Origin of the sequence: Phycicoccus sp. Soil803, assembly GCF_001429685.1 — a bacterium.
Lineage (GTDB): Bacteria > Actinomycetota > Actinomycetes > Actinomycetales > Dermatophilaceae > Pedococcus.
Genome location: NZ_LMST01000001.1, coordinates 2,482,011 through 2,495,309 on the forward strand (window position 1 = coordinate 2,482,011; position 13,299 = coordinate 2,495,309).

A 13,299-nucleotide genomic window follows, 5' to 3' on the forward strand; every position below is an offset into this window, starting at 1 on the left:
GCAGGACGTGCGCTCACATTCCAGCGGCGGTGTAGAGGCGGCCAACCTCTTCCTTGGTGAGCTTGCGCATCTTGCCCGGCTTGGTGTCGCCGAGGCTGATCGGACCGACCTGCACGCGGACCAGGCTGAGGACGGGGTGACCCACGGCGTCCAGGAGGCGCCGCACGATGTGCTTGCGCCCCTCGTGGAGGATCACCTCGACCAGCGCCTTCCCCGGTTGGGAGTCGACGACCCGGAACGAGTCGACCGAGGCCGGACCGTCCTCGAGCTGGACGCCCTCGCGCAGCTGCTTGCCGATGTCCCGCGGCACCGGTCCACGGATCTGGGCGAGGTAGGTCTTGAGGACGCCGTACTGGGGGTGCTGCAGCCGGTGGGCCAGCTCGCCGTCGTTGGTGAGGATCAGCAGGCCCTCCGTGTCGGCGTCGAGGCGGCCGACGTGGAACAGCCGCTCGTGGCGGTCACCCACGTAGTCGCCGATGCTGATCCGGCCGAGCTCGTCGTTCATCGTCGTGACGACGTTGAGCGGCTTGTTGAACGCGAAGTAGACCCGGGTCTCGTCGAGCTGCACCTTGACCCCGTCGACGTGGACGGTCTGGTCGGGTCGGATGCGCACGCCCAGCTCGGTCACGACGTGACCATCGACCTCGACGCGGCCGTCGGAGATGAGGTTCTCGCAGACCCGGCGTGAGCCCACCCCGGCGGCGGCGAGCAGCTTCTGCAGGCGGATGCCGTCGGGGTCGTGCACGTCCACCTCGGGGGTGGCCCGTTCCCGGGGCACCCGGGTCGGCTGGCTCTTCTTGGTCGTGCCGGAGCTCCCGCGCTGCGGCCGCTCGGGGCGACCGCCCTCGGAGGCCGTCGGGCCACCGCCTCGCGGTCCGCCGGTACGACCGCCTGAGCGACCGCCGTGGCCCTGGCTGCCGCCGGGCCGGCCGGTATTGCTTCTGCCGGCGCTGTCTCTGCTGCGTGGGGGTGTCATCCGCGTCCTTGTTCTGCGATCTCGTCGAGCACGTCGACTTCGGGGAGGTAGGGCGCCAGGGCGGGCAGCTCCTCGAGGCTGCCCAGACCGAGGCGCTGGAGGAAGTAGTCGGTGGTGCCGTAGAGGAACGCCCCGCCGTCACCGTCGGAGCCGAGCTCCTCGATCAGGCCGCGGTTCAGGAGGGTGCGGACGACGCCGTCGACGTTGACGCCGCGGACCGCGCTGACCCGCGAACGGGAGATCGGCTGTCGGTAGGCGATCACGGCCAGGGTCTCGAGCGAGGCCTGGGTGAGCTTGGCCTGCTGGCCGTCGAGGAGGAACTTCTCGACCACAGGCGCGTAGTCGGATCGGCTGTAGACCCGCCAGCCACCGGCCACCGAGCGCAGCGTGAAGCCACGCTGCTGCGCGGCATACTCCTCCTCCAGCGCCGTGAGGTGCGCCCGCACGTCGTCGACGGGGAGCTCGAGCGCGGAGGCCAGCGAGATCTCGGTGATCGGCTCGTCGACGACCATCAGGACGGCCTCGATGGCGCTGCGGGCACCGCCCGGGAAGTCGCTGACGTCGAACGCGAACTGTTCGTCGGCGGGCGCCTCGACGCCTTCGTCGGGCCCGTGGTCGGGCACGACCTCAAGGTCACTCATCGTCGCTGTCTCCGTCGTCCTCGGTGGTGCGTGGTGGTGTTTCGGCGCCCGGCTGGCCCGGTTCGTCCAGCTCGTCGGACTCGTCCGGCTCGTCGAATTCGTCGCTGACCTCGATCTCGCCGTCGTCGGCGCCGGTCCAGCGCACGGTGAGCTCGCCGAGCGCCTCGGCCTGCTCGAACGCGATCGCGGCCTCGCGGAACAGCTCGAGCAGCGCCAGGAAGCGCGCCACGATGACCAGCGTCGAGTCCGCGTCGGCCACCAGCGCCCGGAACGAGCAGACCCGTTCCGACCGCAGTCGCGCGCCGAGGATGCCGGCCTGTTCCCGCACGCTCACCTGCGGGGCGTGGAGGTGGTCGAGACCGACGCTCGGGGCGATCTTCGGCACCATCGCCCGGGCCGCGATCATCGCGAGCTGCTCGGGCGTGATGCCCATGACCAGCTCGGGCAGCAGCTTGGCGAACTGTGGCTCGAGCCCGGCCTGGCGCGGGGTCATCCGGCCGGCCGTGGCCATTCGCTCGCCGAAGGTGAAGGCGATGTCCTTGAACGCGCGGTACTGCAGCAGCCGGGCGAACAGCAGGTCGCGGGCCTCGATCAGGGCGAGGTCCTCCTCGTCCTGCGGGCCGGTCTGCGGGAGCAGCCGCGCGGACTTCAGGTCGAGCAGGGTCGCGGCGATCAGCAGGAACTCCGACGCCTGCCCGAGGTCCCACTCGGTGTCGGACTTCTGGGCGGCCTTGATGTGGGCGATGAACTCGTCCGTCACCTGGGCCAGCGCGATCTCGGTGATGTCGAGCTTGTGCTTGCTGATCAGGCCGAGGAGCAGGTCGAACGGACCCGAGAAGTTGACCAGGTGCACCTCGAAGGGCGTGGACCCACCGCGACGGTGGATGACTCCACCGGGAGTCATTCCTGCCTGGGCGTCACTGGGCTGCACCGCGCCTCCCGGCGCAGCGGCGATGACCTCCTGACTCACCTCGTCAGGCCGCCCCACCACGGGCGATCAGCTCTCGGGCGAGTTGTCGGTAGGACGCGGCGGAGCCGTGCGTCGAGGCGTAGGTCGTGATCGGCTCGGCCGCCAAGGTGGCGTCGGGGAACTTCACCGTGCGGCTGATCACCGTGTGGAACACCTGGTCACCGAAGTGGTCCACGACGCTGCGCACGACCTCCTTGCTGTGCAGGGTGCGCGAGTCGTACATCGTGGCGAGGATGCCGTCGACCTGGAGCCGCGGGTTGAGCCGGTCGGTGATCTTGTCGATGGTCTCGACCAGCAGGGCGACCCCGCGCATCGCGAAGAACTCGCACTCGAGCGGGATCACGACGCCGTGGGCGGCGGTGAGGGCGTTGACGGTGAGCAGCCCCAGCGAGGGCTGGCAGTCGATCATGATGACGTCGTAGTCGTCCATGACCGGGCGCAGCACGCGGGCCAGGATCTGTTCGCGGGCGACCTCACCGACGAGCTGGACCTCCGCGGCGGACAGGTCGATGTTGGCCGGGATGACGTCGAGGTTCTCGGTCGAGGTCTGCTGGATGACCTCACGGACGTCGTGACCGCGCTCGACCAGCAAGTTGTAGATCGTCACGTCGAGCTCGTTGGCCCGCACCCCGAGACCGACGGACAGGGCACCCTGCGGGTCGAAGTCGACGAGCAGGACCCGGCGCCCCACCTCGGCCAGCGCGGCACCGAGGTTGATGGTCGTCGTCGTCTTGCCGACGCCACCCTTCTGGTTGCACATGGCGATGATCCGCGCCGGGCCGTGGGCGGCCAGCGGCGCGGGATCGGGGAAGACGGGCATCGGTCGACCGGTCGGACCCAGCTGTCCGGCGCCGGCGGCTTCGGTGCCGGGCAGGTGCACGTGATCACGACCATCGCCGTCGGGGGCCGACTCGGAGGTGGCGCCCGAAAGGGTGGGCGGCGACTGCTCCTGGGTGGTCACCTCAGATTCCACAGGCGTTTCACTCCCGGTGAGTTGGCGTTCGTCGGTCAGCCTCGCGCTGATCGGCACGACCCTATCAGCGGGCACGGGGGTGGCTCTGGGCATAGACCTCACGCAGTCGCTGCACCGTGACGAGCGTGTAGATCTGGGTGGTGGTCACGGACGCGTGGCCGAGCAGCTCCTGCACTACCCGCACGTCTGCTCCGCCGTCGAGGAGGTGGGTCGCGAACGAGTGCCGCAGCGTGTGGGGTGACAGGTGCCCGCCGAGGTCGGCGCGCTCCGCGGCTCCCCGCAGCACGGCCCACGCGGACTGGCGCGACAGCCGCCCGCCCCGCTGGTTGAGGAACACCGCGGGCGTCCCCTTGCCCTTGCCCGCGAAGGTCGGTCTCCCGCGGACGAGGTACGCGCCGAGGGCGTCCGCGGCATACGAGCCGAGCGGGACGATCCGCTCCTTGCTGCCCTTGCCGAAGAGCCGCACCACTCCCTCACGCGGGTCGATGTCGTCGACATCGAGCCCGACCGCCTCGGAGATGCGCGCCCCGGCGCCGTAGAGCACCTCCAGCAGCGCGCGGTCGCGCAGCGAGGCGGGCGTGTCCCCGACGCTGGCCGCCTGGAGCAGCCGCTCCACGTCCTCGATGCTGATCGCCTTGGGCAACCTGGCCGGTGGCCGCGGCGGGCTCACCGCGCCGGCCGCGTCGGTGTCGACGTCGCCCTCGAGGGCCAGGAACCGGTGGAAGCCGCGCACCGCGACGAGCGTGCGCGCCGCGGACGACGCCGCCAGCGGTGGGTGCTCGGCGCTGCCCTCACGGAGCGTGGCGAGGAAGTCGCTCACGTGCGCCTCGGTGATGCCGGTGGGGTCGTGGACCCCCTTCGAGGCGAGGTATGCCGCGTAGCGGGCCAGGTCGCGCCGGTAGGACTTCAGCGTGTTCGCGGCCACGCCGCGCTCGACGTCGAGATGGTTCAGCCAGCCGCGGGCCGCGCGTTCGACCGCGCTCGAGGGTGGCACGGATGGGAGTCTAGGCGGCATGAAGCTCTATGCAGACCTGCCGGGCCGCCGCACGCTCCAGATCCTCGCCGACGTCGGAATCGTCGCCTGGGTGTGCCTGTGGGCATGGGTCGGACGACTCGTCCATGACACGACGATGGAGCTCGCTGCGCCGGGGCGACAGCTGCAGAGCGCCGGGTCCGGGTTCCGCGACCAGATGAACAGCGCCGGCGACTCCGTGCGGGACCTGCCGCTCGTCGGCGACCGGATCGCCGCGCCGTTCCGCCAGGTCAGCGGGGCCGGCACGACCATCGAACAGGCCGGCACGGACCTCGTCGACGCCGTGACCCGGCTCGCGAACATCCTCGGCTGGGTGACGGCCCTGGTGCCGATCCTCATCGTGGGCCTGGTCTGGCTCGTCCTGCGTGGCCGGTTCGTCCGCCGGGCGAGCGCCGCGCAGCGGTTCATCGACAACGCCGCCGACCTCGACCTCTTCGCCCTGCGGGCGATGGCGGGTCAGCCGATGCGCAAGCTGGCCGCGATCTCGGCCGACCCGACCGGCGCCTGGCGTCGCGGCGACGAGGAGACGATCAGGTCACTGGCGCTGCTCGAGCTGCGCGACACCGGGCTGCGCCCGCCCGCCTCAGCGGGGAAGGCGGCCTGACTCCTCGGTGAGGGACCGGAGCCGGGCGGCGTGGTCGGCCGTGAGTGCTCCGGGAGCCATCTGCCACGACCAGCCGCCCTCGATGCCGGGCGCGTTCATGCGGGCCTGCGACCCGAGGGCCAGCACGTCCTGCGCCTGCATCATCGACAACCCGCACGGCCCGCGCTGGGCGAGCTCGATGAACCCCCAGGACGGCTCGGCGTCGACGTCGACGCCGACCCCCGCCTGACGACAGGCCTCGCGGGCCAGCTGTCGACGGTGGTCGGGCAGGTCCCACCACCAGCCGCAGACCGTGTCGTTGTCGTGGGTGCCGGTGTAGACGACCTGGTTGGGTTCGTGGTTCTGCGGGTCGTGGGCGTTGTACTGGTAGGCCGGCTCGAAGGCGAACTGCAGCACGGCCATCCCCGGGAAGCCGAGCGCCCTGCGCAGGTCGATCACCGGCTGGTCGATGTCGCCGAGGTCCTCGGCGAGGACCGGCAGCGGGCCGAGCGCACCGAGCGCCGCGTCGAAGACCTCCCGGCCCGGACCCTGCTCCCAGCGGCCGTTGAGTGCCGTGTCGTCACCTGCCGGGATCGCCCAGTAGGCCGCGAAGCCCCGGAAGTGGTCGACGCGGACCAGGTCGAAGAGCGCGAACGTCCGCCGCAGCCGCTCGATCCACCACCGGTAGCCGTCGTCGCGCAGGACGTCCCAGCGGTAGAGCGGGTTGCCCCAGAGCTGGCCGGTCGCGGCATACGCATCGGGCGGGCAGCCGGCCACGGCGTCGGAGCGGAAGAACTGTGGCCAGGCCCGTTCGTCGGCGGCATCGGGGGCGACGTAGATCGGCACGTCACCGAGGATGCGGACGCCGCGCTCGTGCGCGTAGTCGCGCAGCGCGGACCACTCGCGGTCGAACCGCACCTGGTCGGCGAGGTCACCGCCGAAGGCCGTCCACGAGTCGACCCAGTAGGCCTCCCGCTCGGCGAAGTCGGCGAGCTCCTGCTCGGTGACCGGGGCGTCCGGGTGCTCCAGCAGCGCTGGAGAGGCGGCGAACGCCGACGGCGACTTGTAGGGCGAGCGGTGCTGGTCGGGGATCGACACGGGCAGCACCTGCCACACCGACTGCCCCGCCTCGACCAGCCAGTCCACGAAGTCACGGGCCGGCTGGCCGAGCCGCCCACCGGGCAGCGAGGTGACGTGCAGCTGCACCCCGCTCGTGCGGGACTCGGTCAGGGGCCGGGTGGCGTCCATGGCGGCTCAGCTCTGGTCGGTGGTGGTCTCGACGCGCAGGATCTGCGGTCGGAGGTCCTGCTCCGGAGGCTCCCACGTGGTGGCTGCGGCGTCGACCTGGTCGCCGGAGCGGATGTCCTTGACCTGGTCGCCTCCCTCGCCGTCGTCGCCGGCTGCGCCGGGGAACCAGACGTACGGGATGCCGCGCCGCTCGGCATACCTGATCTGCTTGCCGAACTTGGCGGGCTTGGGCGCCACCTCGCACGGTATGCCGCGGGCGCGCAGCTCGGTCGCGACGCGCGTGGAGACGGCCCGGCTCTCCTCGTCGTTGACCGCGACGAGGACGCACGCCGGCGTGGACCGGCTCGCCGTCAGCAGCCCCTTGCCGATGAGCAGGCCGAGCAGCCGCGAGACCCCGATCGAGATCCCCACACCCGGGTAGGTCGTCTTCCCGTCGGAGGCGAGCGAGTCGTAGCGGCCACCGGAGCAGAACGAGCCCCACGACTCGAAGCCGACCAGCTGGGTCTCGTAGACGGTGCCGGTGTAGTAGTCGAGACCGCGGGCGATCTTCAGGTCGGCGACCAGGGCGCCCGGGGCGTTGTCCAGGCCTGCGCGGATGACCGCGGCCAGGGCGTCGAGCCCGTCGTCGAGGGTCGGGTGCTGGACCCCGAGCGCGCGCACCTGGTCGACGAAGGACAGGTCCTCGGACCGGATCGCCGCGAGGGCCAGGCACTGGTCGGCCTGCTCGGCGGTCTGCCCTACCTCGACCAGCTGGGCCTTCACCTTGGCGGGGCCGATCTTGTCGAGCTTGTCGACGATCCGCAGGGTGCCGGCCACGTCCTCGATGCCGATGCCGAGGTAGAAGCCTTCGGGGATCTTGCGGTTGTTGACCTGGATGACCATCCGGCCGACGGGCAGCTTGCGGAAGACCTCGGCGATGACCAGCGGCATCTCGGCCTCGAAGTGCGGGGCGAGCTCGCCGACGTCGACCACGTCGATGTCGGCCTGGGTGAACTCGCGGTAGCGACCCTCCTGGGGTCGCTCGCCACGCCACACCTTCTGGATCTGGTGGCGCCGGAACGGGAACGACAGGTGGCCGGCGTTCTCCAGCACGTAGCGGGCGAACGGCACGGTGAGGTCGAAGTGCAGGCCGAGCTCACCGGAGCGGTCCTCCGGACCGTCGTCGTCCCGCGCCAGCCGGTGGATCCCGTAGATCTCCTTGTCGGCGTCGCCACCCTTGCCCACCAACCGGTCCACCGGCTCGACGGCCCGGGTCTCGATCGACGGGAACCCGTGCAGCTCGAACGTCTCGCGGATGACGTCGAGGAAGTGCTGCTCGACGATCCGCTGGGCCGGGAGGAACTCGGGGAAGCCGCTGATCGGGGTGATCTTCACGGGGCCAATCCTTGCAAATAGGGGTTGGTCGCCCGCTCGCGGTCCATCGTGGTCGCCTGGTAGTGACCGGGCAGGACCAGCGTGGAGTCCGGGAGGGGCAGGACGACCTCGCGCAGCGACCGGTCCATCGCCGCCGGGTCACCACCCGGCAGGTCGGTGCGGCCGATCGAGCCGGCGAACAGCACGTCGCCGCTGAGGAGGGTGCGGTCGACGTCGACCTGGTCGGCGATCCCGTCGGGCACCTCGTCGACGGTGAACATCACCGAGCCCTCCGTGTGTCCAGGGGCGTGCAGCACCTCGAAGCCCAGCCCGGCGAGGTCGAGCGTCACGCGGTCGGTCACCTCGACGACGTTCGTGGGCTCGGTCCACGTCGCCCGCTGGCCGAACTGCTGCTCGAGCATGCCGAGCAGCCCGGGGGCGACGTTCGAGAGCAGGTCCTTGAGCCGGTAGCGGTCGTCGCCGTGGATGTAGGCCGCGGTGTCGGCGCCGCACACCGGGGTCACCGAGTAGACGTGGTCGACGTGGCCGTGGGTGAGCAGGACGGCTGCCGGCCGGAGCCGGTGCTGGGTCAGCACCTCCCGCAGGGTCTCCTCGACGCCGATGCCCGGGTCGACGATGACGCACTCCTCCCCCGCGGCCGGAGCGAGGACGTAGCAGTTCGTGTCGAAGGCGGCGGCAGGAAAGGCGACGGTGAGCACGGCCGCACTGTATCCGCGATCCCCCACCACCGCGGTGGGCCCGGTCGGTTAGCGTCGGCTGGCATGAGCGAGAGCACCGTGAGGCGGGACACGTGGGGAGTGCCCCAGCTGTGGGCCCCGGACGTCGTCGCCCTGTCCCGCGTGCAGGGCAAGGTCTGCGCGACCGACCGGGCCTGGCAGCTCGAGGTGCAGCGGCGGCGCTCGGAGGGTCGGCTGGCCGAGCACCTCGGCGCCGTCTGGGTCGAGTGGGACGTGTTCGCCCGCCGGGCGAGGATCACCGACACGGCGCGCAGGTGCTTCGACCGCCTCGACGAGGAGACCTCCGCGTGGGTCGCCGCCTACGCCCAGGGCGTCAACGACGGCCTGGGCGACGCCCTGGCGCGCGGGGCCGCCCCGGAGCTCGGCGCCCTCGAGCCCGGGCACTGGGACCCCTGGACCCCCATCGGCGTCCTGCTCACCCAGCACCTCCTCTTCGGGACGCTGGGCGACAAGCTCTGGCGCGACCGGGTGCGTCGAGAGGCACCGGGTGCCTGGGAGCTGCTGTGCGGACCGCGGCACCCGTCCGTCGCGGACTGGGACGGGGTGGCAGCCAGCGGCAGCAATGCCTGGGCTGTCGCGGGCGCCCGTTCTGCGACGTCCCGGCCGTTCGTCGCCGGTGACCCGCACCGGTCGCTCGAGCTGCCCGGGGTCTACCAGCAGGTCCGGCTCGCCTGTCCTGAGTTCGACGTCGTCGGGATCGCCTTCGTCGGCGTGCCCGGGACGCCGCACTTCGCGCATGCCGGACCGGTCGCGTGGGGCATCACCAACGCCATGTCCGACTGCCACGACGTCTTCGAGGAGGAGCTGCGACGGTCCGCCGACGGCGTCGAGTCGCGTGAGGCGGACGGCTGGGCCCCGGTGACCGCACACCACGAGGTGGTGTCCGTGCTGGGTGGTGACCAGGTCGACGTGGAGGTCGTGGAGACCGGGCGCGGACCGGTGGTCGTCGGGGAGGTCGGCGCCCGGTGCCTGTCGGTGCGGATGGTCCCGCGGGTGGAGGGCGATGCCGGACTCGCCGCGTCGCTCGCGCTCCTGCGGGCGCGCTCCGCGCAGGACGTCCGAGAGGCCTGGCGCGGTTGGGTCGAGCCGGTCAACGCCGTCCTCACCGCCGACCGGGACGGCACGGTGCTGGAGTTCACCGCCGGCCTGGTCCCGGACCGCGACGCCGCGAACCGCGAAGGGCCGGTGCCCGGGTGGGAGCCCCAGCACGCGTGGACCGGCTACCTCGACCACGCCGAGGCAGCCGTCACCGACGTCGCGGTGCACGCGAACCACGCCACGCGGCACACCGCGCCGCTCGGGCGTGACTTCGCGAGCCCGGACCGCGCCCACCGCATCACCGACCTGCTGGCCGCGACGCCGCGTCTCGATGCGGACGCCCTCCAGCACATCCACACTGACACCCTCCACGCGCCCGCGCGGCGCATCCTGCCGAGGCTGGCCGGGCTGACGGGGCTCACCGAAGCTGCCGCCGCGCTGCGCGACGAGCTGCTGGCGTGGGACTGCCGGATGGATGCCGACAGCGCCCTCGCGCACCGGTATGCCGTGCTGCGGGCCGCGCTGGTCGGTCGCCTGTGTCGACTCGACGTCTTCGACGGCCTGGCGACAGGGTCCGGGTTGCCGCGCATCTTCGACCCGTGGATGTCGCTGGCGCTGCGGGTGTCGGTGCGGCTGGAGTCGTTCCTGGCCCAGCCGCCCGAGGGTTTCGACGTCGCCGCCGAGCTGGCCGCGGCCCTCGAGGAGGCAGCGGCAGCTCCTGAGGCCCGGTGGGGCGAGCGCCACCGGCTGGCGCCGATCCGGATCGGCCCACCGGGAGAGCAGCCGCCCGACCGGGTCGGTGCCTCCGGAGACCGGGACTGCGTGTTCGCGACATCGAGCCTCCCCGACTCGGACGACCTGTTCGTCCAGGCACCGGCCGCGCGCTACATCTGGGACCTCGCCGACCGCTCGCGGAGCCGCTGGGTCGTGCCCCACGGCACGGCCGGCTCGGCCGGGTCGCCGCACGTCGACGACCAGCAACCCCTGTGGCTGCAGGGACTGCTCCTGCCCGTGCCCAACGACGACCTCGCCGAGGGTCCCTGCCTAGACTGACGGCCGTGACCAGGGAACAGGAGCGCGCCAGGGCGCGCCGCCGTGCGGAGAAGTTCGAAGCCAAGCAGGCCCTCAAGGAGCGCGAGGCGGCTCGCAACCGCCAGGTGGCCGTCGTCGTGGCGGCCGTGCTCGTGGTCGTGGCCGCGTTCGTCTTCCTGACCACCCAGCTCGGTGACGACACCAAGACCCCCGCGGCGGCACCCACGACCCCCAGCGCGACCAGCGCCACCACCGCCGCCGTCGAGGGCTGCACCGCAGCGCCCGCTCCCCCGTCCGAGGTGCCCAAGGCCGCCAAGCCCGACAAGGCGACCGCTGCGGGCAAGACGTTCACCGCCGTCGTCACCACCAACTGCGGCGACATCACGCTCCAGCTCGACGGCGCGAAGGCACCGCAGACGGTCGCCTCGTTCGTCGCGCTGGCCAAGGCCAACTACTTCGCCGACTCGCCCTGCCACCGCGTCACCACCGAGGGCATCTTCGTGCTCCAGTGCGGTGACCCGCTCGGGGGCACCGGCTCCGGTCCCGGGTACTCCTACGGCATCGAGAACGCACCCAAGGACGGCACCTACCCCAAGGGCACGCTGGCCATGGCCCGCACCAGCGACCCGAACAGCAACGCCGACCAGTTCTTCCTGGTCTACAAGGACACCAAGCTCCCGACCGAGGGTGGCGGCTACTCCATCTTCGGCACGGTGACCGGCGGTATGGATATTGTCGAGAAGATCGCCGCAGCAGGCGTGAGTGGAGGCGCCACCGATGGTGCCCCTGCCGCGCCCATCAGCATCCTCAAGGTTGCTGTGACCGAGAAGAAGGCCTGACCGTGACCGAGCAGACTCCCCCGGCCGACACCACCTCGAACAGCAGCACGCCCGAGCCCGACGACAGCCAGGCCCCCGACACCGCAGCACCGCAGCCCGAGTCGGCGGAGCCTGCGGCCGAGGCAGCACCCGAGCCCGAGGCGGCGGAGCCCGCAGCCGAGGCAGCACCCGAGCCCGAGGCAGCACCCGAGCCTGAGGCGGCACCCGAGCCCGAGGCAGCACCCGAGCCTGAGGCGGCGGAGCCCGCAGCCGAGGCAGCACCCGAGCCCGAGCAAGCTCCCGAGCCGGCCCCTGCCGCCGAGGCTGCACCCGACGCTCAGGCTGCCACCGAGCCCGAGGCCGCCACCGAGCCCGAGGCTGCACCTGAGGTCGAGGTCGAGGTCGCCCCGGAGGTGACTCCCGAGCCCGTCGTGGCCGAGCCTGCTGCCGAGGCCGTCCCGGAGCCCGCCGCGCCCGCAGCAGCTCCCGCTGCCAAGCCGGTGCCTCGCCCCACCCCGAAGCCCGGCCCCGTGCCGACCCCGGCCGCGGTCCGCAAGGTCGCCCACGCGCAGCCTGCGGCGCTGACCGTCGCGGCTCCGCCCGGGCCGCCGTCGGAGACGTTCGGTCGGGTCGCCGAGGACGGGACCGTCTTCGTGCAGACCGGCGACGGTGAGCGCGAGGTCGGCGCCTACCCCGGCGCGACTTCCGAGGAGGCGCTGCACTACTTCGCCCGCAAGTACGACGAGCTCTACGCCTCGGCGGAGCTGCTGCACCAGCGGCTGACGACCACCGAGCTCTCGTCCAAGGACGCGACCGAGGGCCTGGCCAAGCTGCGCGAGCACTGCGCCGAGGCCAACGTCGTGGGCGACCTCGCCATCCTCGACGCCAAGGTTGCCGAGATCGAGACCCTGGTGAAGGCGCGCAAGGAGACCGAGGCCGCCGAGCGCAGCGCCGCCCGGGCCGCAGCCGCCGTCGAGCGCGAGGCGATCGTCGCCGAGGCCGAGCAGATCGCCGGCCAGCCCGAGAACAAGATCCAGTGGAAGAGCAGCGGCGCGCGGATGCGTGAGCTGCTCGACGAGTGGAAGAAGCACCAGCGTGGCGGCGCCCGCCTCGACCGCGAGACCGAGGGTGCGCTCTGGCAGCGGTTCAGCCAGGCCCGCAACTCCTTCGACAAGGCCCGCCGGGTGCACTTCGCCCAGCTCGAAGGCACCCAGGCCGAGGCCAAGGCTGCCAAGCAGGAGCTGGTCAAGGAGGCCGAGGCGCTGTCCGCCAGCACCGACTGGGGCCAGACCGCCGGCGCCTTCAAGCGACTGATGGACCGCTGGCGCCAGGCCGGTCGCGCCTCCCGCGCCGACGACGACGCGCTGTGGGAGCGGTTCAAGGCGGCCCAGGACGCGTTCTTCACGGCCAAGGACGAGATCTCGGCCAAGGAGGACGAGGAGTTCCGTGGCAATCTCGCCGTCAAGGAGGAGCTGCTCAAGGAGGGCCAGGCCATCCTGCCGGTCACCGACCTCGAGACGGCCAAGGCCGCGCTGCGCGCCCTGCAGGACAAGTGGGACGCGGCCGGCAAGGTGCCTCGTGGGGACGTGGACCGCATGGAGAAGGGGATGCGCCGCATCGAGCAGGCCGTCCGCGACGCCGACGACCAGCGCTGGAAGCAGTCCAACCCCGAGGTCGCGGCTCGCGCCCAGAGCATGGTCGACCAGCTCGAGGCCTCGGTCGCCTCGCTCAAGGACGACCTGGCCAAGGCGCAGGCCTCCGGCAACGAGAAGAAGGTCAAGGACGCCCAGGCCAAGCTCGAGGCGCAGGAGCAGTGGCTGGCCCAGGCTCGCGGGAACGTCGACGAGTTCGGTTCCTAGACAACGGCTTTCGTATG

At 71.9% G+C, this 13,299-nt stretch carries 12 protein-coding genes; 4 read left to right on the top strand and 8 right to left on the bottom strand.

The features are described from left to right. Positions 1-13: 13 nt before the first annotated feature. The 5 genes from ASG95_RS11360 to xerD form a co-directional block, all read right to left on the bottom strand. On the bottom strand, positions 14-976 hold the full coding sequence (locus ASG95_RS11360; protein ID WP_056920943.1) for a pseudouridine synthase: 963 nt from the start codon (positions 974-976) through the stop codon (positions 14-16). Further along, positions 973-1,617 carry an SMC-Scp complex subunit ScpB gene (gene scpB, locus ASG95_RS11365; protein WP_057377528.1) on the bottom strand — a complete coding sequence of 215 codons (645 nt, stop codon included), beginning with the start codon at positions 1,615-1,617 and terminating at the stop codon, positions 973-975. The genes ASG95_RS11360 and scpB overlap by 4 nt, the downstream gene beginning before the upstream one ends. Next, positions 1,610-2,521, bottom strand: coding sequence for a ScpA family protein (locus tag ASG95_RS11370; protein ID WP_057378866.1), 912 nt, complete (start codon positions 2,519-2,521; stop codon positions 1,610-1,612). The genes scpB and ASG95_RS11370 overlap by 8 nt, the downstream gene beginning before the upstream one ends. 70 nt (positions 2,522-2,591) lie before the next feature. Next, entirely contained in the window at positions 2,592-3,407 is an 816-nt protein-coding gene (locus ASG95_RS11375) for a ParA family protein (RefSeq protein ID WP_056921233.1), read from the bottom strand. Positions 3,408-3,624: 217 nt separating this feature from the next. Further along, the gene (xerD, locus tag ASG95_RS11380; protein WP_056920941.1) at positions 3,625-4,575 is read right to left on the bottom strand and encodes a site-specific tyrosine recombinase XerD; all 951 of its coding nucleotides are present in this window, start codon (positions 4,573-4,575) and stop codon (positions 3,625-3,627) included. Here xerD and ASG95_RS11385 point away from each other — a divergent pair. After that, on the top strand, positions 4,574-5,197 hold the full coding sequence (locus ASG95_RS11385) for a hypothetical protein (protein WP_057377529.1): 624 nt from the start codon (positions 4,574-4,576) through the stop codon (positions 5,195-5,197). The genes xerD and ASG95_RS11385 overlap by 2 nt on opposite strands. Here ASG95_RS11385 and ASG95_RS11390 read toward each other — a convergent pair. Genes ASG95_RS11390 through ASG95_RS11400 form a run of 3 tightly spaced genes read right to left on the bottom strand, consistent with a single transcriptional unit; the run spans position 5,177 to position 8,496 of the window. Continuing rightward, a complete protein-coding gene (locus ASG95_RS11390; RefSeq protein WP_057377530.1) occupies positions 5,177-6,424 on the bottom strand; it encodes a 4-alpha-glucanotransferase in 1,248 nt (415 codons plus the stop codon). The two genes, ASG95_RS11385 and ASG95_RS11390, sit on opposite strands and share 21 nt — an antisense overlap. A 6-nt stretch (positions 6,425-6,430) precedes the next feature. Further along, positions 6,431-7,798, bottom strand: a complete 1,368-nt coding sequence (gene hisS / locus ASG95_RS11395) for a histidine--tRNA ligase (protein WP_057377531.1) — start codon at positions 7,796-7,798, stop codon at positions 6,431-6,433. Beyond that, positions 7,795-8,496: an MBL fold metallo-hydrolase gene (locus tag ASG95_RS11400; protein ID WP_057377532.1), complete on the bottom strand. Its 702-nt coding sequence runs from the start codon at positions 8,494-8,496 to the stop codon at positions 7,795-7,797. The genes hisS and ASG95_RS11400 overlap by 4 nt, the downstream gene beginning before the upstream one ends. 63 nt (positions 8,497-8,559) lie before the next feature. Here ASG95_RS11400 and ASG95_RS11405 point away from each other — a divergent pair, with 63 nt between their 5' ends. From ASG95_RS11405 to ASG95_RS11415, 3 genes are read left to right on the top strand one after another with little or no spacing between them, the layout of a single operon-like run. Further along, positions 8,560-10,626, top strand: coding sequence for a penicillin acylase family protein (locus ASG95_RS11405; protein WP_057377533.1), 2,067 nt, complete (start codon positions 8,560-8,562; stop codon positions 10,624-10,626). Between the two features lie 5 nt (positions 10,627-10,631). Then, positions 10,632-11,444: a peptidylprolyl isomerase gene (locus tag ASG95_RS11410; protein WP_057377534.1), complete on the top strand. Its 813-nt coding sequence runs from the start codon at positions 10,632-10,634 to the stop codon at positions 11,442-11,444. 2 nt (positions 11,445-11,446) lie between these two features. Beyond that, complete coding sequence (locus tag ASG95_RS11415) at positions 11,447-13,282, top strand: DUF349 domain-containing protein (protein WP_235543773.1); 1,836 nt, start codon at positions 11,447-11,449, stop codon at positions 13,280-13,282. The last annotated feature ends 17 nt before the right edge of the window (positions 13,283-13,299 follow it).